Below are 22,286 nucleotides of genomic sequence, written 5' to 3' on the forward strand. Positions count from 1 at the left end.
GCAGGGTGTTCTGGTCATGGTGTGTCGCGGAGGCGATCGCGCTCGGCGGTGAGCGCGGCGTTGGAGTGGCGTAGTGCGGTGTTGGTGTCTTCGAGGTCGAGGATGCGCGCGATGGCGGCGAGGTTGATTCCTTCGCCGGCCAGTGCGGCGATGCGCGCCAACCGGGCCAGATCGTCGTCGCTGTAGCGGCGGGTCCCTCCCGGGCTGCGGGCCGGGGTGACCAGACCGTGCTGCTCGTACAAGCGCAGCGAATGCGCCCCCATCCCGGCCAGTTCGGCAGCCACCGAGATCCCGTACACCGCTTGCCCCGGACCCGGCCGGTGATCACCGCTCGGATCGGGCAAGGGGGCGTGTCGATCCAGCATGCTGCTCCTCATTTCTCGGTGTCATCAGATTACCTCAGCGCATCACTTGCACTCTTCTGAGTAGAGTGCTAAAACAAATCTAAGCCATCTGGCAGAGGTTATCTGATCACCGCCGAGAGAGAATGGAGTGAGTGGAGGTGGCGACCATGCTGATGCGCACCGATCCGTTCCGGGATCTGGATCGCCTGACCCAGCAGATGTTCGGCACATCGGCCCGCCCGGCAGTCATGCCGATGGACGCCTGGCGTGAGGGCGACGACTTCTACGTCGAACTCGACCTGCCCGGCATCGACCCGCAAACCCTCGATCTGGATATCGAACGCAACGTGGTGACCGTCAAAGCGGCACGCCCGCAACTGGACCCCGACCGGTCCATGTTCGCCGCCGAACGCACCCGCGGCGTGTTCTCCCGCCAGCTGTTCCTGGGCGAGAACCTCGACACCGACGCCATCCGCGCCGACTACCGCGACGGGGTGTTGCGCCTGGTGATCCCGGTCGCGGAGAAGGCCAAACCCCGCAAGATCGAGGTCGTCCACCACAACGGTGAACATCAGGCCGTCAACGCCTGAGCCCACCGCCCGCACGAGAACGCCTCACAGGGAAGTCCTGTTCAGATTCGTTCCGTCGACGGGTGGGCCCGGTCAGCTGTGGTTCTTCCGGGCTCACCCGGCCCTTTCGCTTCATCGACCACGATCGACACGAGGAGGAGCAAAGAGCAATGACCAGCACCGCGACCAGCCTGGATCACCCCGCTGGACTGCGATGACGACTACGACCGCGACAATGCCGAGTGACAGCCCAATCCTCACTACCTCCCGGCGTGAGCCCCACGCCCACGACGCGCAGCGGCTGCCGCGCTGGCAGCACGGCCACGTCGCCTGGTTCAACACCGAGAAGGGCTTCGGGTTCCTGACACCCGATACCGGTCCCGCGGTGTTCGTCGACTACCAGGTGATCGATGTCCCCGGACTCAAAACCCTCACCGCCGGACAACCGGTGGTGTTCACCGCCACCGACACCAGCCGCGGCCCCGAAGCCACTCGCGTCGTGCCCTACATCCGCACCAGCAGCGTCCTACCCACGCCGGGCACCGGCGGGCCGCGCCGCCGAACCGGGCCCGATCGGCCATATCGATCCCGCTGCCGTGCGCGCGCCGCATGAGCCGGATACCCGCTGGCGGTGGCCGACGCTGCCACCGCCGGCATCGACCACCCGCCCGCAGCGGTACGAGACGAGACCGCATCACAGTCCAACTCAGGTAATCGCCATGACTTCCACGCACCCGCCCCAGGCCACCCGCCACCCGAGCCCTCACGTCACCGCGCGCCGGATACCCACCGACGCAACCGATCCCGACGACCCGTCCGTGGTGTACTGGCCCGAGCCCAGCCCCCTGCGCCCGTGGTGGGACACGATCATGCAGCCCGCCATGCGCGCCGATCCGGTCGCGCCTCGATCCCCCGACCCCCGTCATCCCCGCGCCCGCAGCCCCTACCCGCGCCGCACCCGATCCGCCGCACGCGCAACCACCGCTCACTGAGCCACGTTTCGAGCCCCGGCGTGCGCGCGGCGGCGATCACCGGCCTGCTGATGCTGAGAGTTCCCGAGCCGCGCTCTTTCGGTCTGGGTGGCTTCCCTGGTGTCCCGCGAGGTCGGCGTGGTCAATGGTGCTGCGACTGATCTGCGGGCACCGCTGCAGGTGTGGGGGCGCACCTCGCGGCAGCTGTGTCTATGGGGTCGAGTCGACGCGCGGCAGGTCCAATGACGGCAGCGGTCGGCGGCAGATCTCGTGGGCTTCCTCGGGGGAGAGGCCGAACATGCGCAGCAGGTCCTCGGCCACCTGGTCGGAGGCTTCGGCGTCGTCGCGTTCGGGGTGGTCGTGCAGCAGCTGTCCGAGGCACACGGCCGCGCCCGCGACGATCGTCATCGACAGTTCCGGATCGCGAATGTCGAAGCGCCCGGCCTTGACCGCGGCCTCGATATCGCGGCGGGCGCGGGGTGCGAGCCCTCGGTCCGAATTCGCCAGGCGGAGACCGTCATTGAGCAGGACCTTGCTCAGGGTGGGATGCCGGCGGTGCAGGCGGCCGGTGAGGCGGAAGCTCTGCGCGAAGACCTGGGCCGGGTCTTCGACGTCTTCGCACAGCAGGTCGAGTAGTGCGCCGTGCCGGTCGAGTGCCTCCTCGACGGCGGCTTGGAACAGTTCCTCGCGGCTCTGGAAGTGGTTGTAGAACGAGCCCATGCCGACGTCGGCGGCCTGGGTGATCTCGAGGATCGGCACGTTGATCTTGCCCTCGGCCAGCAGTGATTGCGCCGCGCCGACCAGTGCGGCCCGCGTGCGGGCCTTGCGGCGTTCCAGGCGGTTGGGTTCCGACCCATTGCTCGCGGTCATCGATGCACCTCTCCTGCTGTCCAGGCCAACCATCGTAGCCGTTCGACTCAATATTGACGGAATCGTCAGGTAGCCCTTGACTGACTCCCTACTCGTAAGTGACGATATCGTCAGTACTTGGAAGGGAGTGGTCGATGAGCGGCCATCACGATGTACACACCGGTCTGCACAGCGAGCAGGGGGCGTACGCCGGTGAGCACCCGGGCCGGGCGGGCAATCCCGTGATCAAGGTGCTCGACCTGGCATGGCTGGAGTTCGAGAAGCCCGACCTGGACCGGGCGGAGACGTTCGCCCACGCCTTCGGATTCGCGACCGCCACGCGCACGGTCGACGAGTTGCAGCTGCGCGGGACCGATCCGGGCGCGCCCTGCGTGCTCATCCGGCGCGGGGATCGCTCGCGCTTCGTCGGTCCGGCCTTTCGCGCCGCCGATTCCGCCGATCTGCTGCGACTGGCCGACGCGACCGGTGCGCGCGCCGTGCCGTTGCCGGAGTCGCTGGGCGGACTGACCGTCGACCTGGCGGATCCGAGTCGCCTGCGGGTGCGGGTGGTCGCCGAGACCCACGAACTGGCAGCCCTGCCGACGCAGCAGTCCCACGTCTTCAACTTCGGGCACGAGGTGGCCCGGGTGAATGCCACGCAGCGACCGCTGCGCGCACCGGCCCGCGTGCGCAGGCTCGGACACGTGGTGATCCAGTCGACCAGATACCGCGAAACCCTCGACTGGTATCTGCGGAATCTGGGCCTGATCGTCAGCGACTTCCTCTATTACCCGGGCCAGCGGGAGCGCGGTCCGGTCATGAGTTTCATTCGCTGCGACCGGGGTTCGGTGCCGACCGACCATCACACGCTCGCGCTGACGCTCGGTCCGTCCAACCGTTATGTGCACTCGGCGTATCAGGTCGCGGACCTGGACGCGCTCGCGGCCGGTGGTGAATACCTGCGCGAGCAGGGGTATCACCGGTCGTGGGGGATCGGCCGCCATATCCAGGGCAGTCAGATCTTCGACTACTGGCGCGATCCCGACGGGTTCATGGTCGAACACTTCAGTGACGGCGACATGTTCGACTGCACCCTCGAGCCGGGCTGGGCCCCGATGAGCGCTTCCGGTCTGGCGCAATGGGGTCCGCCCGCGACCAAGGACTTCCTCGGCATCAAGCCCGGCGCCGAATCGCTGCGCGAACTGCGCTCGATCGTCGACGCGCTGCGTGAGGACAACGAATTCGATCTCCGCCGCCTGCGCGGCCTGTTGAAAGTGGCCAATTCATGAGCACATCCATCCTCCGCACCGCCGACGCCTGGTGGGTGCGGACCCCCGCCGGTGCCGCCCGTATCGATACCGCGGCGACGACCACGCGGGAACTGCTCGCCGATCGTGAGGCGATCGCCGCGGCCGCGTCCGGCACGGAAACCGTGGCGGTGGACAGCCTGTCGCTGATTTCACCGGTGACCGCGCCGTGTCGGGTGGTGGCGCAGATGACGAACTTCGCCTCCCACGTGAAGGACTCGGGGATGGACCCCGAGACGGTGCCGCTCACGTTCTTCCGCAAGACATCCGGATCGATCAGCGGACCCCACGACGACGTCGTCCGGCCCGCGCATGTGCGGCTGCTCGACTACGAGGTGGAGATCGGCCTCGTGTTCGGCCGTGAAATGCCGGTCGGCTCCGAGATCTCGGCGGAGAACCTCGCGGACTACGTTGCGGGCCTGGTGGTCACCAACGACATCTCCGCGCGCGACGTGCAGCTGCCGAAAACCCAATTCTACGAGGCGAAGTCGTATCCGACCTTCACGCCGGTCGGCCCGGCGCTGGTGCTGCTGGACGCCGATGAGCTGAAGCGCTTCGGGGATCTGCGGCTGCGGTTGTGGGTCAACGGTCAAGTGCGCCAGGACATGACGGTCGCGGACATGATCTACCGGCCGGTCGAGACGCTGCGCGCGCTGACCCGATTCCAGCGCATGGACGCCGGGGACCTGCTGCTCACCGGAACCCCCGTGGGCACCGCGATCAGCGCCCCACCCAAGGCTGTGGAGATCATCGGCTCGCTGCTGCCGCCGAAGGTCAAGTGGAAGATGTTCTTCCAGGGCCAGGCCAAGAACCCGAAGTACCTGAAGGACGGGGACGTGGTCGAGGCCGCGATCGGCACCGACGACGGCGCCCTGGACCTGGGCCGCCAGCGTACCCTCGTGAGGTACGCCCGGTGACCGACAATACAACGCTCGAGACCTCGGCCGAGGACCTGCTCTGGCCTCGGTACGACGGTCCGGAGGACCTGGCCGCCATCGAAGCGGTACCGCTCGAGGCGCGCGGCCTGCCCGATTCGACCTACGCCCTGCTCGTCCGCGCGGCGACGCGATGGCCGGAGCGCACCGCGATCACCGTGCTGCCGGATGCGGCGCGGTGGCGAGAGCCGTTGCGGCGCAGCTACTCCGAGCTGCTCGCCGACGTGCACAGGTACGCGAACCTGCTGCACGAGCTGGGTGTGCGCCGCACCGATGCGGTCGCGCTGATCGCGCCCAACTGCGCCGAGCTGATCCCGGCCACCCTCGCCGCGCAGCTGGCGGGCATCGCCGCACCGATCAATGGCGGTCTGTCGCACGAGCACGTCGCAGAACTGCTGCGCCGCTCGGGCGCTCGGGTCCTGATCGCCGCCGGTTCGGAACTCGCGCCCGAAACCTGGAACGCCGCATGCGAACTCGCCGCACAAGGTCTGTTGGATGCCCTGCTGGTGTTGCGCCCGACGGCGGCCCCGGAGCCATCGCCGACCCTGCCCGGCATCGACGGTCTCCGGGTCGGTTACCTCGATACCCTTGCCGCCGAACAGGATTCGAGCCGATTTCGCGGAGCGCCGCCGACCGCCTCGGATCTGGCGGCGCTGTTCCACACGGGTGGCACGACGGGAGTGCCGAAGCTGGCGGCGCACCGCCATTCCGGTGAGGTGTCCAATGCGTGGATGATCGCCGCCAACTCGATGCTCGATGAGCGCTCGGTGGTCTTCGCCGCGCTGCCGCTGTTCCACGTCAACGCACTGGTCGTCACCCTGCTCGCGCCGCTGTTCCGCGGTCAGCCGGTGGTCTGGGCCGGTCCGCTGGGATACCGGGACTTCACGCTCTACGCGGAGTTCTGGAATATCGTGGCGCACTACCGGATTGCCACGATGAGCGCGGTGCCGACGGTGTACGCGGTACTGGCCCAATGCCCGATCGACACCGACATCACCAGCCTGCGCTACGCCATGGTCGGCGCGTCCCCGCTGCCTCTGGCTGTGCGCGAGAACTTCCAGTTGCACACCGGGGTCACGCTGGTGGAGGGATACGGCCTCACCGAGGCGACGTGCGCCACCGCGCGCAGCTTCCCGGACGCTCCCCGGCCCGGCGCGGTCGGACAGCGCATGCCCTATCAACAGGTCGCAGTCGTCCGCACGGCTGAAGACGGCGTGTGGGAGACCCTGCCCGCCGGGGAGACCGGCGTCCTGGTCATCAGTGGCCCAACGATTTTCGCCGGATATGTCACCGGCCGCGACGACCACGGTCATCGCCTCGACGGCCTGGGCACCGTGGTCGACGGCTGGCTGAGCACCGGCGACCTGGCCCACATCGACGATGCGGGATTCATCCATCTACACGGTCGCGCAAAGGACCTCATCATCCGCGGCGGCCACAACATCGATCCCGCGAGCATCGAGGACGCCCTGTTGAGTCACCCACTGGTGAGCGCTGCCGGTGCGGTCGGCCGCCCGGACGTACACGCGGGCGAGGTCCCGGTCGCCTACGTCGCGCTCACCGCGGGCGCGGAGGTCGCCGAGGCCGAACTGGTGGCGTGGGCGGCCGAGCGAGTGCACGAGCGCGCCGCCGCCCCCAAGACGGTCACCATCCTCGACGCGCTGCCCGTCACCGATGTCGGAAAGCCCTACAAGCTGGGTCTGCGCGCCGATGCCACCCGCCGCGAACTCCTCGACGCGCTCGCCGACACCACGGGCGTGGCCGACATCGCCGCCGCGGTGCAGGACGGCGCGATCGTCGCCACCGTCGTACTGAACCCCGATGCCGACTCGGCCACGGCCGAGGCGATCCTGAGCCGCTACGCGATCGACGCGAGAATCGAGGTGCGGCAATGAAAACCGTGGCGAAGGTACTCGGTGGCGTGCTGGCGGCCGAATTCCTGTCCCTCGGAACGGCCAAGGTCGCGGCGGTCGCGTCGATGCGCGAACGCGCGGCGCATCTCGGCTACTCCACCACCGCTTATCGTGGCATCGGCGCGGTCGAACTCGTTGCGGCTGCCGGGGTGCTGGCGGGACCGGTCCGCCCTGCGATCGGCCGGGCGGCCGGGGCCGGGCTGGTGCTGTTGATGGCCGGTGCGGTCGCCAGCCATCTCCGAAACGGCGACGGCGCAACCGACATCGCGCCCGCGGCCGGTACGGCGCTGGCCGCCGCGGCCTACGTCGCCGCGTTGACCGGTGGGTCCCGATGAGGTCGCCGACAGTGCCGGTGGTGATCGTCGGGGCGGGACCGTCCGGGCTCACCGCGGCCACGCTGCTCGCCCAGTACGGCATCGAATCGCTGGTCCTCGAGCGGTGGGAGGGCGTCTACCCGCAGCCGCGCGCGGTCCATCTCGACGGTGAGATCCGGCGGATCGTGGAACGTCTCGGCATCGGTGCGGGATTCGACTCGATCACCCGGCCCGCACTGGGGTTGCGACTGGTGGATCCGCGGCATCGGGTGCTGGCGCAGTTCGACCGCGATCCGGCCGGGGGCCGCAACGGATTCCCCGAAGCCAACCTGTTCGACCAGCCGGAACTGGAGGCGCTGTTGCGCGCCAATCTGGCGCCGTATCCGGCCGTCTCGCTGCGCGGCGGGGTGGAAGTCACCAGGCTGGCGATCGAGAAAGACTGTGTCCGAGTGGATTTCGAAGACCGTGCGACCGGCGGGACCGAGTCGGTGCGCGCCCGCTACGTGCTGGGTTGCGACGGCGCGAACAGCCTGGTGCGCACCGCGATCGGCGCGCGCATGCGGGACTTGCGATTCGAGCAGCGCTGGCTCGTCGTCGACCTCGCGACCACTGTCGATCCCGGGCACTGGGGCGGCGTGTATCAGGTGTGTGACCCGCGCCGAGCCGCGACGTACATGCGCATCGGCACGACCCGTCACCGCTGGGAATTCCGTTTGCGGCCCGGCGAATTCGCCGACGACTACCGCGATCTCGACCGCGTGTGGCCGCTGCTGGCCCCGTGGCTGGCCGATGCCGACCGCGCGAGCTTGGAGCTGGTCCGGGTGGCGGAGTACACCTTCCGTGCGCAACTGGCCGACCGGTGGCGCGCCGGGCGGGTGTTCCTGCTCGGCGACGCCGCCCACCTCACCCCGCCGTTCATCGGACAGGGCATGGGCGCGGGCATGCGCGATGCCGCCAACCTCAGCTGGAAACTCGCCGGGGTGCTGCACGGCGAGCTGCCGGAATCGGTGCTCGACACCTATGAGACCGAGCGGAAACCACACGCGCACATGATGATCCGGCTGGCCAAACTCATGGGTTTGACGATGACCGAGGGCGGCGAACTGGGCAATCGACTGCGCAGCCTGCTCGCTCCGCGCCTGCACCGGCTGCCCGGGCTGACCCGGACGATCATCAGCGGAGAGTCCCCGCCCCTGCACCGCTCCGCGCTGGTGACCGCACCGCCGCTGCGGCGCGGTCTGGCCGGACGGCTGGTCCCGAACGACCGGCTGACCGACGGGCGTCGGGTCGACGACCTCATCGCCGGGCGCTACGCGGTCATCACGACAACCGCCCCGGCACCGGCGGAGTCGGCGACCGTCGAACAGCGCGGCGGTGTGCTGCTGCATGCGGTGCCGGGCACCGCGCTACACCGCTGGCTCCGCGGCGGGCGCGCGAGCACCGTGCTCGTCCGCCCTGACGGCACCGTCCAGACCTGCGGGAAGACGCTGTCGACACTCTGTTCGTCACTGCCGGATTTCACGCCGAGCGCCCGCCCGGCGCACACCGGATCGGCCGCTCCGAAAACGACTGACTGATGCCATTTGCACTCATGACGATGCCGTCAGAGCCCATGTTAGGGTAGCGAAAAACTTATGCGTGATCGCTACCACTGAATCCTTGTCGGTGCCTGGGTAGGAGGAATCGCGTGTCTCGTTATCTGTTCGCTCTGGGCCGGTTCGTAGCCCGTCGCCGCTGGTGGATGCTGGCGATCTGGGCCGTCCTGCTGATCGGCGCGATCACGTTCGCAGCCGGCACCGGCGGTAAGACCAACGACAACTTCACCGTCCCCGGCACCGAATCGCAGGATGCGGTGTCGCTGCTGCAGGACCGGCTGCCCGCCTTCAGCGGCGCGCAGATGCAGGTCGTCTTCGCCGCGCCGGGCATGGTCAAGGTGACCGATCAGCGGGTCACCGCCGAGATCGAGCAGGTGATGACCGGCCTGAAGGGGCTGCCGCAGGTCGCGGCGGTGGTCGACCCGTTCCAGTCGCAGGCTGTGTCACCGGATCAGCGGGTGGCGCTGGGCAGCGTGCAGTTCGCGGTATCGGCCGGAGAGGTCGAGCAGAGCACCCTCGACGCGGTGAGCCGGGTCGCGGATCAGGCACGAGACCAAGGGCTTCGGGTGGAGTTCGCCGGTGGCGTCTACCCGGGCTTCTCCGCCGAAATCCCGCATACTCCTGAGGTTCTCGGCATCATCGCGGCCTTCGTTATTTTGTTGGTCACCTTCGGCGCGGTCGTCGCCGCGGGCCTGCCGATCGTCACCGCGTTGGTCGGGGTGGGCATCGGGCTCACCGGCATCCTCGGCATCGCCGCCTTCGTCGACGTCCCCTCGGCCGCGACCTCGTTGGCGCTCATGCTCGGCCTGTCGTGCGGCATCGACTACGCCCTGTTCATCCTTTCGCGGCACCGACACCACATCGTACTGGGAATGACTGCGGCGGAATCGATTCCACTGGCCGTCGGCACCGCGGGCAGTTCGGTGGTCTTCGCGGCGGTCACGGTCATCATCGCGCTGTGCGGGCTGGCGGTCGCGGGCATCCCGTTCCTCACCGTCATGGGCCTGACCGCGGCGGGCGCGGTCCTGGTGGCCATGCTCGTCGCCCTGACGCTGCTGCCCGCGCTGCTGTCGTTCGCCGGTGGCCTGGTCGCCAAGTTCATCACCCCGCCGCTGCAGCCGGGCAAACCCGAACAGGTGGCGCGACTGGCCGCCTATGAGCCCGAACGCACCTGCGGGCACGCATGGGGGCGGTTCATCACCCGATTCCGTATCCCGCTGCTGGTAGCCGGTGTCGCCGTGCTGGCGGTACTGGCCGTTCCGGCCACGCGCATGGATCTCGGCTTGCCCAGCGGTGCCACGCAGGCCGAATCGAGCACGGCGCGTAAGGCTTACGACCTGGTGAGTGGATCGTTCGGCGCGGGCTTCAACGGCCCGCTGCTGGTGGTGGCCGACCTCTCGCATGCCACGTCCGCCGACGCGGTGCAGACCCTGATCGGGCGATTGCAGCACGAACCGGGCGTCGCGGTCGTGCAGCCGGCGGCCTCGGACAACGGGATGGTCTTGATCCAGGTCGTCCCGGCGACCGGCCCCACCGATTCCGCGACCGACGACCTGGTGAACCGATTGCGTGACGACCGCGCCGTCATCGAGAATGGCACGGGGGCAACGTATCTGGTGGGCGGCACCACCGCCGCCAACATCGACACCTCCAAGCGGCTGGGCCAGGCGCTGCCGGTGTTCCTGGTGGTGGTCGTCGGTTTGGCGCTGGTGCTGCTGACCATCGCATTCCGTACTGTTCTGGTGCCGCTGACCTCGATCGCCGGATTCATCCTGTCGGTCTTCGCTGCCCTCGGCGTGCAGGTCGCGGTCTTCCAATGGGGCTGGGGCGCAAGCATTTTCCACGTCACCAAGGGGCAGACGCTGAGCTTCCTGCCGATCATCACCCTGGCCATCATCTTCGGCCTGTCGAGCGACTACCAGATCTTCGTGGTCTCCCGCATCAAGGAGGAATTCACCCGCACGGGCGACGCCGTTACCTCAGTGCAGAACGGTGTCGCGCACTCCGCCCGCGTGGTGACCGCGGCGGCGCTGATCATGTTCGCCGTCTTCGTCGCCTTCACCACCGTCGACAGCCCGATCGTGCGCCCGCTGGCGTTCACCCTCGCCGTCGGTGTGCTGTTGGATGCCTTCATCGTCCGCCTCACCCTGGTGCCAGCGATCACCGCGCTCATCGGCACCCGCATGTGGTATCACCCGGGCTGGTTCGCCCGCTACGTTCCCGACCTCGACATCGAAGGCGTCGAACTCGAAAGCCGCTTCACCCCGGAGACGGAATCCATTGCACCGCAGCAGGTCCCCGAGTTCTCCTGACGGCGAGGGGATCGGTATGTCTGTGTCAGCAGGAGTCGCCGCTGCCGTGAAGGGTGGTCTGACCGCCACCGAGTTTCACGCTGATTCCGGTGTTGGTCACCGTCAGGCTGTCGGCCTTCGTGTCCAGCGGCAGGGTTTGCAGGCTTTGAGTGAGGACGCCCATGATGTCGTCGACCAGCCCGCTGGGCAGGCCACGGCTGGAGACGGTGTTGATCTGGATTGTGTGGTCGACGACCTGTGGGCGCACCTCGAAGTGAGCGAGGCCGCCGAGGACGGTCATGCTGACGGTGCCCGTGCCGGCATTCGACGTGACGTCGGATGCCAGGCCGTGCAGCGTCTGCGTGATCGCCTGGTCACTCCAGATGGCCTCGGCGCTCGTGCTGCCGATGGTGGCGGTTCGGCCGCTGTCCTGCAGGTGGATGTCGTTCAGGCGCGCATGCACGGTCATATTGATGGCCGGGCCGAAGTGGGCGTTGTCGGTGTCCACGGTGAGGGTGGGGATGCGGTTGTCGAGTCGGGTGAGCAGCAGCGGACGCAGCCCGAAATGGGCCGAGACATCACCCAGTTGCTGTTCGGTCTGCGCGGCGATACAGCCTTCGACCCGGTGCCGGTAGTAGATCTCGGCGGCGGCCGTACCGGCCACGGCCACCAGAACTACCACTCCGAGGACCGCGATGGCCGTGGGTAGGCGGCGTTTTCGGCGGTCGGGGCCGGGGGTCGTGGTCTGCGCGGGCTCCGGCTGGATATCGGTCATGAAACGGCCCTTCTGTGATGTCGACTTGTTATGACGTTTTCGTCATAACTCTTGACTGAGTATATCGGCGTAACTGACGATATCGTCAATGCAAAGTGAGCCACGTCGAAAGGACTCCCATGCAAGCCCTGCGTCGCGTGATCCTGATACCTGCGACCCTCGCGCTCGTTGCCGCGACAGGTTCTCTGGCCGCCGGATGTAGTCGATCCGGTGATGACAGCTCGGCTCCGTCGAGTTCGGTTTCCAGTTCCGGGGCCTCGTCCTCCTCCACTACTGCCGCGAAGCACGCCGACGGCGATGCCGATCAGGCGACGGTGGCCGCGGACAAGGCCGGTCGATCGTGGGCGACGGCCGCCGCGGCGACCATCACGCCGGGTACCCAGACCTATACCGAGGGCGCCGGTCAGTGCACGTCCAACTACGTGTTCACCGATGACGCCGGAAACGTCTACCTCGGGCAGGCCGCGCACTGCGCGACCACCGGGAAGTCCGACGAGACCAACGGGTGCAGCGCCGGGAGCCTCCCGGTCGGTACCGCGGTCACCTTCAACCGTCAGGGCTCGCCGATGGACCACGGCGCCACCATCGGAAGCGGTCAACTCGTCTACAGCAGCTGGCCGGCCATGCAGCAGGACGGTGAAAAGGATCAAAACGTCTGCGCCTACAACGATTTCGCTCTCATCGAGATCGCCGATGCGGACCTGGCCAAGGTGAATCCGAGCCTGCCTTACTGGGGCGGTCCGGTCGGCATCAATACCGGCGGAACCGGTAACGGCGATCGCGTCTACAGCTACGGCAACTCCAGCCTGCGCGGCGGCATCGCGGGCCTGTCACCACAGACCGGTGAAAGCAAGGCCGACGATCCCGCGACCGGTGGCTGGACGCATGAGCTCGCCTCTCCCACACCGGGCATCCCGGGCGACAGCGGCAGCGCCTACCTCGACCACGACGGCCGTGCCCTCGGCACCCTCTCGACCTTGGGCGTCTCGCTGCCGATCGTCAACAATGTCGGCGACATCTCCCGCGAACTTGCCTACGCCCGAGCGCATTCCGGCATCGCAGGGCTTCGCCTGGTGCTGGGAACCGAGAAGTTCGACGCCAACCGCTGACGGAAGGATCGACGACCATGACCACGTGGACAAAAGTTCGCGCGACGGCCGCTCTCGCGACCTTGATGGTGCTCGCCACAGGATGCGGTGGGAACGACAAGCAAGACAACCACGCCGCCGAAACCTCGATGACGACCACCACCACCACCATGCGCACCTCCAGCGATCACCTGCTGCTCAGCTCGAACGAATTCCCCACCGGGGCGCTGAAGATCGAGCTACCCAAGGAGTCGGTGGTCACGGGCTTCGGCAATTCCACCGGCGCGTCCGACAACAAGAACGCCCAGGGCCCGGTCACCGTCACCCCCGCCGAATGCTTAGGCGCGCAACAGGATCTGGCCAACCAACTGCAACAACTGATGCAGAACGCGTCCTTCACCGGCGCGCAGCAGGCCGACGGCACGGTCTTCACCGAGGTGATCTCCATGACCGCCGCCGACCTCGGCAAGATCTCCGACGTCATCACCCGCTGCGCTCAGATGAGACTCACCACCACGGTTCTGGGCAAGCAGCTCACCAACACCACGGTGACCATCGAAACACTGCCGCTGCCCGACGGCGTGAACGGCACCGGCGCACTGGCCTACCGCACGACCTCGCAATCCCAGGTCGGTGACCAGTCGATGCCGACCAGCTCCTACACCGGTTACGCGGTCGTCGACGGACTCACCGTCGCACTGCATTCGCAGAATCTGACGGGCCAGCAGGCCGACGAGTCGACGTTCGAGAATCTGTTCGGCCAAGCGGTGCAGAAGGTCCGCGACATTCAGTGACACCACGCCGAGCAACCGTCGGCGGGATCTATCGCATTGCGACGTGGTGGGATTCGGTCTGTCACGCGCACCCTGCTTGGGGCTCAATGCCGTTCGCGCAGAGCGGCCACCGGACAAGCACCTATTGCTGCTCGAGCTGCGGGTAGGTATTCGGCGGGTATGTCGGTGTCTTCGAATCGTTGGTTCAGTTCCGTGTTGTCGTCGAGGCTGAATACGGCGGGCGCCTGCTGTGTGCAGAGGCCGTGGCCTTCGCATCGGGAACGGTTGACGGAGATTCTCATCGCGGTGTCCTTCAGGCCGGGATCAGGTGCAGGGGAAGGCGTTCGAAGCGGTGGATGATGTTGTTCACCGCCCGCTCGGGGTCTCCGGCGACTTCGATGTGGGCGACGCGGTCGGTCAGTGCCTGGAGCATGGCCTGGGTTTCCAGACGGGCCAGGCCCTGCCCGGCGCAGCCGTGGGTGCCGTGCCCGAATCCGATCTGGCGGGAGGCGTCGCGGCGGATGTCGAAGGTGTCGGGGTCTTCCCACTCGCGTGGGTCGCGGTTGGCGGAGGAGTAGATCACCACCACCCTGGCGTCGGCCGGGATCGTGGTGCCCCCGAGCTCTGTCTCGCGAATGACTTTGCGGGAGAACGCGCGTAGCGGGGACTGGTGGCGCACGACCTCGTTCACCGCGTTGGGGATCAGACTCGGATCCGAGCGCAGCAGCTGCCACTGCTCGGGGTGGGTCGCGAACAGATGCAGGGCACTCGAGATCGCACTGATCGTGGTGTCCAGTGAGGGCGCGAGGTAATCGATCAGCAGGGCCGGGCATTCCGCATGGGACAGCGTGCCCTCTTCGGCCGCCTGAAGCACCTCTGCTCCCAGGCTCTCGGGCCGCAAGTCCCCGTCGCGGGCGAGCCGGCGGGTGTAGCGCATCATCTCGATGCTCGCGGGGGAGGTGCGCAGCGTCCGGCCGTTGAGGGGACCCAGCGCGTCGAATGTCGCTGCGGCCCAGCGCAACAGATGTTCACGGCCGTCGGCCGGCCATCCGATCAGATCCGGGACGACCGACATCGGCAAGGCGGTCGCGAGTTCGACACCGTCGACCGGACCGCTCGCCATGGCCTTTTCGACCGCGGCGACTGCTTGCCGGTCGACGGCGTCGCGCATGGTGCGCAGCGACTTGGGAGTCATGTGCTGCGCCAGCAGTTTTCGGCGGCGGCGGTGGTCGTCGCCATCGCTGTTGAGCGTGGTCCCGCGTGAGAGTCGGTTGGCCACCGGATTGAGCGCGACACCTGCGCCTGAGATGAAGGTGTCGTCATCGCGCAGCGCGGCTTTGCATTCGGCATATCGAGGCAACGCGTAGGCGCGCTGCTTGGCCAGCCACACCACCGGGCCCAGTTCTCTCAATCGCGTGTAGTGCGGGTATGGGTCGAGGATGGCTGCCCGTGAGTACAGGTCGGGCTGATAGGTCGGGGTGGCAACGCGGTTACGCATCGAAACTCCTCGGACACCGGAGACTCTCGTCCGGCGTCGCAGATATGGCCTCGCCCGACGAACGGGGGCGGCCTGAGTGGTGGTGGAGGTGAATCGCCTGAGCGATGACTTCGAGGCTAGCGCTGTGGCTGACTTTGAGTCAATGACTCATAATCAATTTGTGGCTCGCCCTGGCTGGGCAGCAGTATCGGAGTAGGTGGACCGTCGATGGAAGGGGTGCCGGTGGCCGCAGCGACAGCGCGGGGAGGTGCGACTCGTGCGGAGCGGGCAGCCGAGACCCGTCGACGTCTCGTCGACGCCGCGGTCGAACTGTTCTCCGAGCAGAGCTACGAAGAGGTCGCCGTCGCCGATATCGCCAAGGCGGCCGGGGTTGCCCACGGGCTGGTCTTCCATCACTTCGGCAACAAGCGCGGCATCTATCTGGAAGCCATGCGTGAGGCGTCCAACATCCTCGTCGGTGTGCCAACCGCGGATTCGGCCCTTCCCCTCCCGCGCCGAATCCGCGCCGGATTGGCTGCTCACCTGCGCTATCTCGCCGCGCACCGCGGGTTCGCGCTGCGTTTGGTGCTGGGCGGACAGGGGTCCGACCAGGAGACCTGGGATGCATTCGAAGTGGGTCGCTGGCGGGTGATCGAGCAATGGGCTCCGGCGATCGGACTCGATCCCGGCAACGCCGCCGTGCGGATGATGCTGCGGTCGAGCATCGGTGCACTCGACCAGGCCACCGTCTACTGGCTGCGCAACGACGAGCCGTTCGAGGTGGAATCGATGGTCGACTGCCTCCTCGAACTGACCCTGGCCGCGATCCACGCCGCCGCGAAGCTCGATCCCACCCTCGATGTGACCGCTGCGGTCGAGGTCATGCGCGACGCTCTCGACGGGCAGGAGTGGGCCGGTCTTGACTGACGCAATCTTCTTAGGTGACGATATCGTCAGCTAAGGGAGTTTCGCCTCCGAATACTCCGCTGCCGCAGAGGAGACGTCCGAGTGTCAGAAACCGTCGTGTCAGACTCGGCCGTACCGCTGCCCGGTGCCATCGATGTGCACGCGCACTTCCTCACGCCCTGGCTGCGACAGGCGCTGGTGGCAGCCGGGCATGATCGACCCGACGGGATGCCGGCCCTTCCCGAGTGGAGCGCCACCGCGGCGCTCGAATTGATGGATCGCACAGGCGTCGAAGTCGCGCTGCTGTCGGTGTCCTCCCCGGGCGTATTGATGCAAGACCCGCGCGAAACCCGGGGCCTCGCGCGGACCGTGAACGAGGAAGGCGCACAACTGGTTCGCGATCACCCGACCCGCTTCGGACTACTGGCCTCGGTACCGCTGCCCGATGTCGACGCGGCGATCGCCGAGGTCGCTCACGCCTTCGATGAACTGGCCGCCGACGGCGTCGCCCTCGAAACCAACTACGGCGGCACGTATCTCGGCGACCCCGCCTTCGCCCCGTTGCTGGCGGAACTGGATCGTCGCCACGCCGTCGTCCACCTGCACCCCACCTCACCGGCCTGCTGGCAGCACACCAGCCTGGGCCGCCCCCGGCCCATGATCGAGTTCCTCTTCGACACCACTCGAACCGTCGCGCAACTCATCCTCGACCGCGTCACCGAGCGCTACCCGAACATTCGGTTCATCGTGCCGCACACCGGCGCCGCGCTCCCGGTACTGGCCGACCGCATCGCCGGTTTCGGCCTGCTCGACTCGCCCGGATCACCGGTGGACGTCCTCGCCGCACTGAGCCGAATGCATTACGACGTAGCCGGATTCGCGCTGCCCCGCGCCCTGCCCGCCCTGCTGCAACTCGTCGGCCCCGACCGCCTGCTCTACGGCAGCGACTTCCCCTTCACCCCGGACTGGGCGGTACAGGGACTCGCCCAGGCACTCGCCTCGACCACGGCATTGAATCCCGCCGAACACCGGCTCATGCTCCGCGACAACGCGTTGGCGCTGTTTCCCCGGTTGCGGTCTCCGCAACCATCCGAACCGGAAACCGCATCGTGAAGATCGCCGAACACGATTCTCCCGCCCCAGAGTGCCCTCGGGGAAACATGATGCATGTCTAGTTCCAGGACGTCGTCGTAATCCGCCGGTCATTCCGGCGCCGCGTCGGCGTAGCAGGTGGTGTCGGTAGGTGGCAGGATTCCGGTGCTGAGGTAGGCGTTGATGGCGGTGTCGACGCAGGTGCTCAGGTCGGGGCGGAAGGTCATGTGGATGCGGACATCCTGCAAGGTGACCAGGCGGGATCCCGTCAGATGTTGGTGCAGTCGAACGCCGTGGGCGTAGGGGGTGCGGGCGTCGCCGGTGGCTTGGAGGATCAGCGCGGGGACGGAATTCCTTACGAGAGTGGGCGGTTCGACCGGGGCGGGCCAGAATCCGCAGGGCTGGATATTGTTCGCGAGCGCTCCGAAGATCGGCTGGGTGGTGCGGGTGGCTGCGATATTGGCCGCGTACCACGCGGGGTCGGTGGGCGCGGGGGCGTCGCCGCAGGCGATCTGGGCGAGGGTGGAGTTCTCCTCCGATTGCAGGACCTGCAAGGTGCCGCGCAGGCGTGGCGAGCGAGCAGCGACCGGCGGACCGCCTGCGGCGTCGGCGATTTCGCGGAGGATGTCCGCGAGCGGCTGGTTTCGGCGAGCGTCGGTGAGCAGATTGTGGAGCAGAAACGGGAGCCAGTGATCGTCGATCGGGAAGCCGTCGATGACGATCGGGCGGCGGGCCGCGGTCGCGAGCAGATCGACCACCGTCGCACGCACGTCGGTCGCGGTCGCTCCGAAGTGATACGTATCGTCCTTCGCCGCAGCCCAATTCGCCCAGTCGTCCAGTGCCCGCTCATCGGAATCACCCCAATCCTGAACGAGTCCTTCCCAATATCGATCCGGATCGATCGCGCTGTCGAGGACGATGCGGTCGCTGCGCTGCGGGAACATCTGAGTGAAGACCGCACCGAGGTAGGTGCCGTATGAGGTGCCGTAATAGCTGATCTTCTCCTCGCCCAGGGCGATTCGAACGATGTCCATGTCGCGGGCGGTGTTCCGGGTGGTGAGCTGACGCACCTTCTCCGGATCATCGGAGACGCAGCCCGTCGCCATGCGTGCTGCCTGCCCGGTCTCGCGCGCGAACCCCTGCGGATCGATACCCGCGGAGTGAATCATCTCCCCCACCGGCCACCCACAGCGGGGAGTCCGTCCCGAGCGGCCGACCCCGCGCGGATCCATCCCGATCAGATCGAAGCGTGCCCGTACCTCGGGCGAAAGCACATCGCCGAGTAGATCGACACTGTCCAGCCCCTCCGCGCCGGGGCCGCCCGGATTGGACAGCAGCACACCGAGACGCTTGGCCGGATCGGTCGCCTTCACCCGGGAAATCGCCACCCGCAAAGTGCGCCCCTCGGGCCGCTGGTAGTCCAATGGCACCAGCACATCGGCGCATTCCGCTCCCGCCGCATCCAGATCCGCTGCACCGCAAGGCTTCCATCGCAGGCTCTGATGATAGAACCGCGCCGCCGGATCGACCTGCGAACCTGCCACCACGAGCATCGAGAATGCCACCGCCACCAGCACCGAACACCGAACCAACCTCGCCGACAACCCGTTCCCTCTCACAACGCCGCTTTCCTTTGACAGCAAAGCCCGGGCGGTTCGCATTCCCCAGAGCAGTTCCAGGAGGTCGTCGTGGTCGACCGCGGGTCAGTGGTTCGCGAGGGACGGTTCGAGCGTTGTGGCCACGCGCAGGACCGTGGTGCAGGCATCGTCGGTGCGGGTGAGGTCTTCGACGTGGGGGAGGACGTCGATCTTGACCGCGCCGGTGTCGGCTCGCAGCGTGGTGGAGCAGCCCAGCGGGATGCTCTTGTCGTCGGAGTCGATCTCCTCGGCGTGGGTGAACGCGTCCCGCTTGTTGATTACCGAGACCGTGGGTACGGCACGGCCGTTGGCCGCGGCTTTGGCTCGCGCATCGGAAAGCAGTTTGTCGTAGCCGTCGGTGAGCAGATCGATCCGCAGCATGCCCTCGACCGAAGACGTGTAGGTGCACTCCCGGGCCGGAGTCCCGTCGATATCGTCCTTGATCAGCTTGGTCCTCGGATCGAACCCGGCCGTCTGAACGGCCGGCCCCTCGATCTGCCGGCACGGATCCAGCGCCCCGCTGCCCTTCGAATCCGAAGAACACCCGGCTGCACCGGCAACCGCCATCACCGCAATCACAATGCGGACCAAATGCTTCCGCACGACCCCTCCTGAAACTCCACTGACGAGCGGATGACGAGATTCGAACTCGCGACCCTCACCTTGGCAAGGTGATGCGCTACCAGCTGCGCTACATCCGCATGCTCACCCGGCCCCGAGAGCCGATCGGCGTGCGGGAGAGAACATTAGCCTATGGAAGGCCGAAGCGCGCAAATCACGCCACGCCCAGCGAGGAAGCCATTCGGCCGATCTCGGTGACATGGTGATTCGGGAAATCGGCCGATCGGCCGATACCGGTCGCGCTGATCGACGCGACACTTCTGAGATGGTGCGAAACCACAGTCCGAAGAAGCCGGGTGGGGTCGGGCAGGGCCGTGTGATGGCCGCGGCGGTGGCCCGATGAGCGCGGAGGAGCTCGCGATCTGGCTGTTGCTGGCCGGCGCCGGGGTGGGGGCCGTCGTCGGTGTGCGAATGATTCACGAATCTCGGCGGCTGTCGATCGATGTGCTGCTGTTGCTCATCGCGTTCGCGCTGCTGATCGCGGGGGCGCTGACGGCGGTCACGAACATGAATCCCGACCTGGTGGGGCCGAGAGGCGAGCGGGTGATGACGTCGCCGCGTGCACTGCTGGACCGCGGCGTTTCGGAGGAGCAACTGTGAGGAAGGACGACTCCATGGAACCCACTGCGGCAGTCCAGGCTGTCACCGCGGCGGAATTCGAGTCGGTGGTCACCGCCGACCGGGGGATCATCGTCGTGAGTTTCGCCGTCGACAACGCGGCCTTCGAGGAACACAACGCATCGCTCGAATGGTTCGCCGTCACCCAAAGTCGCCGAGTCGGAACCGTTTCCGTCGATGCCCCCGCCAATGGTCCACTGGTCGAACGTTTCTGCATCACCACCCTGCCCACGCTGTTGATATTCCAGGCCGGAGCCCTGGTACTGACCTGGGCCGCTCCGCGAAACCTCGATGCGCTTCCGGCAGTCATCGACCGGCTCGAAGCCGAACCGGACACGCCGATTCCGCTGCCCGAGCAGCCTGTAGCGGCTGCGCACACCATCGCCGTTCCCGACCCGGTTTCACTGAACATCGACCACGGCAGCGCCGCATCGCTCGCTCATATGGCCCCTGACGCACTCGACCACCTGCTGCTGTTCGACACCCCGGTCACCGCCGCCGACATCGAACACCTCACCGGCCTGACCCTGCTGGTCCTGATGAACACCGGTATCGACGACAACAGCATCCAACGACTGGCCGCTCTCACCCGGCTCCGCCAACTCGAGATCGCCGACCGCACCGGCCCCGAAGACCCGCCCGAACCGGAATCCACCGCGCTCGCCGCCCTGCGCGCCGCCCTGCCGCACACCGTCATCAACGGACTCCGAGGGCGATCCGACCTCATCGCCGTGATCCGCCCGCGCGACACCCGGCCCCCCATGGGCCACAGCTACATCTCGACCGAAGTGACCGGCATCCCCATCCCCGGCGGCGGGCCACTCATCCTCACCTTCCAGGACGGCCGTCTCAGCGCCAACTCGGGCTGCAACACCGCCACCGGACCCGTTGACCTGCAAGGCAACAGGCTGCGCGTCGGCACCATGGTCCACACCGCGAAGGGCTGCCTGGGCGACCGCGGCCGCGCCGACGCCTGGCAGGGCGGCCTGCTGCACTCCCGGCCCACCTGGACCCTGGTCGGCGACACCCTCACCGTGAGAGGCAACGGCTCCACCATCACCCTGCTCGACCGCAAGGCGGCCCGACCCGACGAACCGTGACCGGTGCCCGGCATTCCGGGTTCGGTGGGTGGTGGTGGGGGTTCAGTGGTGATCGTTTGATTCTTCGGGTGGGGGTATCCGGAGAGCGGGCTCGGCCACCGTCGGGCCGGATGCGAGGTAGGGACGATGACAATCGGAGGAGCTTCGGAGGTGCCGCCGCTCGATGACGCCGCGGATATTTCTCGGATGGCGCGGGTGCGGCGGGCGGAGGTGCCCGTCGACAACTGGTATCGGGCAGGGTTCGCGCTCGTGGTCTTCGGTGTTCTGGCGGCCGTTTTCGCGTTCCTGGCGATTTGGGTTGATGAGCAGGGGCTGGGGTTGATTGCGACGATGGCGGCCGGTATCGGTCTCGTCGGCGGCACGGTCGTCGTTGCCGCGGAGCGTCGCAGGCGTGCCGCCGGGGCGGCACGTTACTGAGTGGTCTTGCATGACAGGCGGTTTCGGGGTCAGCGGCGGGCGGCGGTGACCGGGTTGTCTTCGCCGGTATCGAGGATCAGGGGCCAGTCGAGCCGTCGACAGAAGTCGCGCTCGCCGCCGATATCGGTGACACCGAGGGTGACGATATTGGCGAGGGGCAGGTCTCTGTTCATGGGCGCGCTACTTCTTGGGGACCAGGATGCCGGTGAGGTCGGCGTCGCGGATCGGGGTATCGGGGTTGGCCTGGGCCTGGCACATCAGGGTGATGGCGGCGATCGAGGCGTCGACGGTGTTGGCGTCGGGGCTGGGTGTGACCTTGGTGTCGCGTTCCAGGTACTTGCGGACGGTCACTCGTTGTTTGTCCTGATCCTGTTTGGTGAAGTCGCTGCAGGGGGTGTCGCCGCCCTTGTTGAAGACCTCTTGGACCTGCGTCCGGTCACAGGATCCGAGAGCCAGCACGGCCAGCAGGGCCGCCCCGCCGATCAGAGCCTTCGGATGTTTCATGATCGCTCCTTCGGACTGCCCGGAACGTGGTGTGTCGAGCGGTGATCCGGGTCCGTTCGAGCTGGCGGTACCCCGCCCGCGCGCGGCCAAACGGAGCGTCGATCCGACCGTTTACGAGCGGGTTTTCGGGTTACTCGAACGACTGCCCTGGAACGCGTCGGCGAAGGAGACACGGTGGCGAATCTGGCCC

Annotated in this window: 25 protein-coding genes and 1 tRNA gene; 16 read left to right on the top strand and 10 right to left on the bottom strand. The window is 67.3% G+C overall.

The window, feature by feature from the left end:
- Positions 1–14: 14 nt before the first annotated feature.
- Entirely contained in the window at positions 15–365 is a 351-nt protein-coding gene (locus GPX89_RS08325) for a MerR family transcriptional regulator (RefSeq protein WP_157386619.1), read from the bottom strand.
- Positions 366–496: 131 nt separating this feature from the next.
- On the opposite strand from GPX89_RS08325, the gene GPX89_RS08330 reads away from it, so the two are divergent.
- The 3 genes from GPX89_RS08330 (at position 497) to GPX89_RS08340 (ending at position 1,905) form a co-directional block, all read left to right on the top strand.
- Complete coding sequence (locus GPX89_RS08330) at positions 497–934, top strand: Hsp20/alpha crystallin family protein (protein ID WP_328601603.1); 438 nt, start codon at positions 497–499, stop codon at positions 932–934.
- 214 nt (positions 935–1,148) lie between these two features.
- Positions 1,149–1,526, top strand: a complete 378-nt coding sequence (locus tag GPX89_RS45355) for a cold-shock protein (protein WP_157386621.1) — start codon at positions 1,149–1,151, stop codon at positions 1,524–1,526.
- 106 nt (positions 1,527–1,632) lie between these two features.
- A complete protein-coding gene (locus GPX89_RS08340) occupies positions 1,633–1,905 on the top strand; it encodes a hypothetical protein (protein ID WP_157386622.1) in 273 nt (90 codons plus the stop codon).
- A 189-nt stretch (positions 1,906–2,094) separates the two neighbouring features.
- Here the strand turns inward: GPX89_RS08340 and GPX89_RS08345 are convergent, their stop codons facing one another.
- Entirely contained in the window at positions 2,095–2,754 is a 660-nt protein-coding gene (locus GPX89_RS08345) for a TetR/AcrR family transcriptional regulator (RefSeq protein ID WP_157386623.1), read from the bottom strand.
- A 134-nt stretch (positions 2,755–2,888) separates the two neighbouring features.
- Here GPX89_RS08345 and GPX89_RS08350 point away from each other — a divergent pair, with 134 nt between their 5' ends.
- From GPX89_RS08350 to GPX89_RS08375, 6 genes are all read left to right on the top strand, one after another.
- The gene (locus GPX89_RS08350) at positions 2,889–4,022 is read left to right on the top strand and encodes a VOC family protein (RefSeq protein WP_157386624.1); all 1,134 of its coding nucleotides are present in this window, start codon (positions 2,889–2,891) and stop codon (positions 4,020–4,022) included.
- Positions 4,019–4,957 (top strand): fumarylacetoacetate hydrolase family protein, encoded by a 939-nt coding sequence (locus GPX89_RS08355; RefSeq protein WP_157386625.1) that lies wholly within the window; start codon positions 4,019–4,021, stop codon positions 4,955–4,957. Before GPX89_RS08350 ends, GPX89_RS08355 begins: the two co-directional genes overlap by 4 nt.
- Positions 4,954–6,870, top strand: coding sequence for an acyl-CoA synthetase (locus GPX89_RS08360; protein ID WP_328601604.1), 1,917 nt, complete (start codon positions 4,954–4,956; stop codon positions 6,868–6,870). Before GPX89_RS08355 ends, GPX89_RS08360 begins: the two co-directional genes overlap by 4 nt.
- On the top strand, positions 6,867–7,223 hold the full coding sequence (locus GPX89_RS08365; RefSeq protein WP_157386626.1) for a DoxX family protein: 357 nt from the start codon (positions 6,867–6,869) through the stop codon (positions 7,221–7,223). The genes GPX89_RS08360 and GPX89_RS08365 overlap by 4 nt, the downstream gene beginning before the upstream one ends.
- Complete coding sequence (gene mhpA, locus GPX89_RS08370; protein ID WP_157386627.1) at positions 7,220–8,779, top strand: bifunctional 3-(3-hydroxy-phenyl)propionate/3-hydroxycinnamic acid hydroxylase MhpA; 1,560 nt, start codon at positions 7,220–7,222, stop codon at positions 8,777–8,779. Before GPX89_RS08365 ends, mhpA begins: the two co-directional genes overlap by 4 nt.
- 110 nt (positions 8,780–8,889) lie before the next feature.
- The gene (locus GPX89_RS08375) at positions 8,890–11,109 is read left to right on the top strand and encodes an MMPL family transporter (protein ID WP_328601605.1); all 2,220 of its coding nucleotides are present in this window, start codon (positions 8,890–8,892) and stop codon (positions 11,107–11,109) included.
- 25 nt (positions 11,110–11,134) lie between these two features.
- On the opposite strand, the gene GPX89_RS08380 is transcribed toward GPX89_RS08375, so the two are convergent.
- Positions 11,135–11,863, bottom strand: a complete 729-nt coding sequence (locus GPX89_RS08380) for an LmeA family phospholipid-binding protein (RefSeq protein WP_157386628.1) — start codon at positions 11,861–11,863, stop codon at positions 11,135–11,137.
- 95 nt (positions 11,864–11,958) lie between these two features.
- Between GPX89_RS08380 and GPX89_RS08385 the strand changes: the two genes are divergently transcribed.
- Together GPX89_RS08385 and GPX89_RS08390 are read left to right on the top strand one after the other, a co-directional pair.
- Positions 11,959–12,972, top strand: a complete 1,014-nt coding sequence (locus GPX89_RS08385) for a hypothetical protein (RefSeq protein WP_328601606.1) — start codon at positions 11,959–11,961, stop codon at positions 12,970–12,972.
- Positions 12,973–12,989: 17 nt separating this feature from the next.
- Positions 12,990–13,745 carry a hypothetical protein gene (locus tag GPX89_RS08390; RefSeq protein ID WP_157386629.1) on the top strand — a complete coding sequence of 252 codons (756 nt, stop codon included), beginning with the start codon at positions 12,990–12,992 and terminating at the stop codon, positions 13,743–13,745.
- Positions 13,746–13,828: 83 nt separating this feature from the next.
- Here the strand turns inward: GPX89_RS08390 and GPX89_RS08395 are convergent, their stop codons facing one another.
- The gene (locus tag GPX89_RS08395) at positions 13,829–14,026 is read right to left on the bottom strand and encodes a ferredoxin (RefSeq protein WP_157386630.1); all 198 of its coding nucleotides are present in this window, start codon (positions 14,024–14,026) and stop codon (positions 13,829–13,831) included.
- An 11-nt stretch (positions 14,027–14,037) separates the two neighbouring features.
- On the bottom strand, positions 14,038–15,222 hold the full coding sequence (locus GPX89_RS08400) for a cytochrome P450 (RefSeq protein WP_157386631.1): 1,185 nt from the start codon (positions 15,220–15,222) through the stop codon (positions 14,038–14,040).
- A 222-nt stretch (positions 15,223–15,444) separates the two neighbouring features.
- Here GPX89_RS08400 and GPX89_RS08405 point away from each other — a divergent pair, with 222 nt between their 5' ends.
- Both GPX89_RS08405 and GPX89_RS08410 read left to right on the top strand, forming a co-directional pair.
- Positions 15,445–16,128: a TetR/AcrR family transcriptional regulator gene (locus GPX89_RS08405; protein WP_157386632.1), complete on the top strand. Its 684-nt coding sequence runs from the start codon at positions 15,445–15,447 to the stop codon at positions 16,126–16,128.
- 81 nt (positions 16,129–16,209) lie between these two features.
- Positions 16,210–17,220, top strand: coding sequence for an amidohydrolase family protein (locus tag GPX89_RS08410; RefSeq protein ID WP_198347306.1), 1,011 nt, complete (start codon positions 16,210–16,212; stop codon positions 17,218–17,220).
- Between the two features lie 89 nt (positions 17,221–17,309).
- On the opposite strand, the gene GPX89_RS08415 is transcribed toward GPX89_RS08410, so the two are convergent.
- The 3 genes from GPX89_RS08415 to GPX89_RS08425 form a co-directional block, all read right to left on the bottom strand.
- Positions 17,310–18,752 carry an alpha/beta fold hydrolase gene (locus GPX89_RS08415; protein WP_157386633.1) on the bottom strand — a complete coding sequence of 481 codons (1,443 nt, stop codon included), beginning with the start codon at positions 18,750–18,752 and terminating at the stop codon, positions 17,310–17,312.
- A 150-nt stretch (positions 18,753–18,902) separates the two neighbouring features.
- A complete protein-coding gene (locus GPX89_RS08420) occupies positions 18,903–19,439 on the bottom strand; it encodes a hypothetical protein (protein WP_157386634.1) in 537 nt (178 codons plus the stop codon).
- A gap of 25 nt (positions 19,440–19,464) precedes the next feature.
- Positions 19,465–19,537 (bottom strand) — tRNA-Gly (locus GPX89_RS08425).
- A 259-nt stretch (positions 19,538–19,796) separates the two neighbouring features.
- Between GPX89_RS08425 and GPX89_RS08430 the strand changes: the two genes are divergently transcribed.
- From GPX89_RS08430 to GPX89_RS08440, 3 genes are all read left to right on the top strand, one after another.
- Complete coding sequence (locus GPX89_RS08430; protein WP_157386635.1) at positions 19,797–20,057, top strand: hypothetical protein; 261 nt, start codon at positions 19,797–19,799, stop codon at positions 20,055–20,057.
- Positions 20,054–21,175 carry an META domain-containing protein gene (locus tag GPX89_RS45795; RefSeq protein ID WP_157386636.1) on the top strand — a complete coding sequence of 374 codons (1,122 nt, stop codon included), beginning with the start codon at positions 20,054–20,056 and terminating at the stop codon, positions 21,173–21,175. The genes GPX89_RS08430 and GPX89_RS45795 overlap by 4 nt, the downstream gene beginning before the upstream one ends.
- 150 nt (positions 21,176–21,325) lie before the next feature.
- Positions 21,326–21,592, top strand: a complete 267-nt coding sequence (locus GPX89_RS08440) for a hypothetical protein (RefSeq protein ID WP_157386637.1) — start codon at positions 21,326–21,328, stop codon at positions 21,590–21,592.
- A gap of 29 nt (positions 21,593–21,621) precedes the next feature.
- Here the strand turns inward: GPX89_RS08440 and GPX89_RS08445 are convergent, their stop codons facing one another.
- Entirely contained in the window at positions 21,622–21,765 is a 144-nt protein-coding gene (locus GPX89_RS08445) for a hypothetical protein (protein WP_157386638.1), read from the bottom strand.
- A gap of 7 nt (positions 21,766–21,772) precedes the next feature.
- Positions 21,773–22,096: a hypothetical protein gene (locus GPX89_RS08450; RefSeq protein WP_157386639.1), complete on the bottom strand. Its 324-nt coding sequence runs from the start codon at positions 22,094–22,096 to the stop codon at positions 21,773–21,775.
- Between the last annotated feature and the right edge of the window lie 190 nt (positions 22,097–22,286).

It is taken from the genome of Nocardia terrae, assembly GCF_009760405.1.
Taxonomy (GTDB): Bacteria; Actinomycetota; Actinomycetes; order Mycobacteriales; family Mycobacteriaceae; genus Nocardia; species Nocardia terrae.

What these genes read in the sequence shown, in the direction of transcription:
- GPX89_RS08345 (WP_157386623.1), bottom strand. Translation starts at nt 2,754, where the DNA reads ATGACCGCGAGCAATGGGTCGGAACCCAACCGCCTGGAACGCCGCAAG.
- GPX89_RS08395 (WP_157386630.1), bottom strand. Translation starts at nt 14,026, where the DNA reads ATGAGAATCTCCGTCAACCGTTCCCGATGCGAAGGCCACGGCCTCTGC.
- GPX89_RS08415 (WP_157386633.1), bottom strand. Translation starts at nt 18,752, where the DNA reads ATGCTCGTGGTGGCAGGTTCGCAGGTCGATCCGGCGGCGCGGTTCTAT.
- GPX89_RS08355 (WP_157386625.1), top strand. Translation starts at nt 4,019, where the DNA reads ATGAGCACATCCATCCTCCGCACCGCCGACGCCTGGTGGGTGCGGACC.
- GPX89_RS08430 (WP_157386635.1), top strand. Translation starts at nt 19,797, where the DNA reads ATGAGCGCGGAGGAGCTCGCGATCTGGCTGTTGCTGGCCGGCGCCGGG.
- GPX89_RS08350 (WP_157386624.1), top strand. Translation starts at nt 2,889, where the DNA reads ATGAGCGGCCATCACGATGTACACACCGGTCTGCACAGCGAGCAGGGG.
- GPX89_RS08390 (WP_157386629.1), top strand. Translation starts at nt 12,990, where the DNA reads ATGACCACGTGGACAAAAGTTCGCGCGACGGCCGCTCTCGCGACCTTG.
- GPX89_RS08340 (WP_157386622.1), top strand. Translation starts at nt 1,633, where the DNA reads ATGACTTCCACGCACCCGCCCCAGGCCACCCGCCACCCGAGCCCTCAC.
- GPX89_RS08400 (WP_157386631.1), bottom strand. Translation starts at nt 15,222, where the DNA reads ATGCGTAACCGCGTTGCCACCCCGACCTATCAGCCCGACCTGTACTCA.
- mhpA (WP_157386627.1), top strand. Translation starts at nt 7,220, where the DNA reads ATGAGGTCGCCGACAGTGCCGGTGGTGATCGTCGGGGCGGGACCGTCC.
- GPX89_RS08380 (WP_157386628.1), bottom strand. Translation starts at nt 11,863, where the DNA reads ATGACCGATATCCAGCCGGAGCCCGCGCAGACCACGACCCCCGGCCCC.
- GPX89_RS08365 (WP_157386626.1), top strand. Translation starts at nt 6,867, where the DNA reads ATGAAAACCGTGGCGAAGGTACTCGGTGGCGTGCTGGCGGCCGAATTC.
- GPX89_RS08325 (WP_157386619.1), bottom strand. Translation starts at nt 365, where the DNA reads ATGCTGGATCGACACGCCCCCTTGCCCGATCCGAGCGGTGATCACCGG.
- GPX89_RS08450 (WP_157386639.1), bottom strand. Translation starts at nt 22,096, where the DNA reads ATGAAACATCCGAAGGCTCTGATCGGCGGGGCGGCCCTGCTGGCCGTG.
- GPX89_RS08445 (WP_157386638.1), bottom strand. Translation starts at nt 21,765, where the DNA reads ATGAACAGAGACCTGCCCCTCGCCAATATCGTCACCCTCGGTGTCACC.
- GPX89_RS45355 (WP_157386621.1), top strand. Translation starts at nt 1,149, where the DNA reads ATGCCGAGTGACAGCCCAATCCTCACTACCTCCCGGCGTGAGCCCCAC.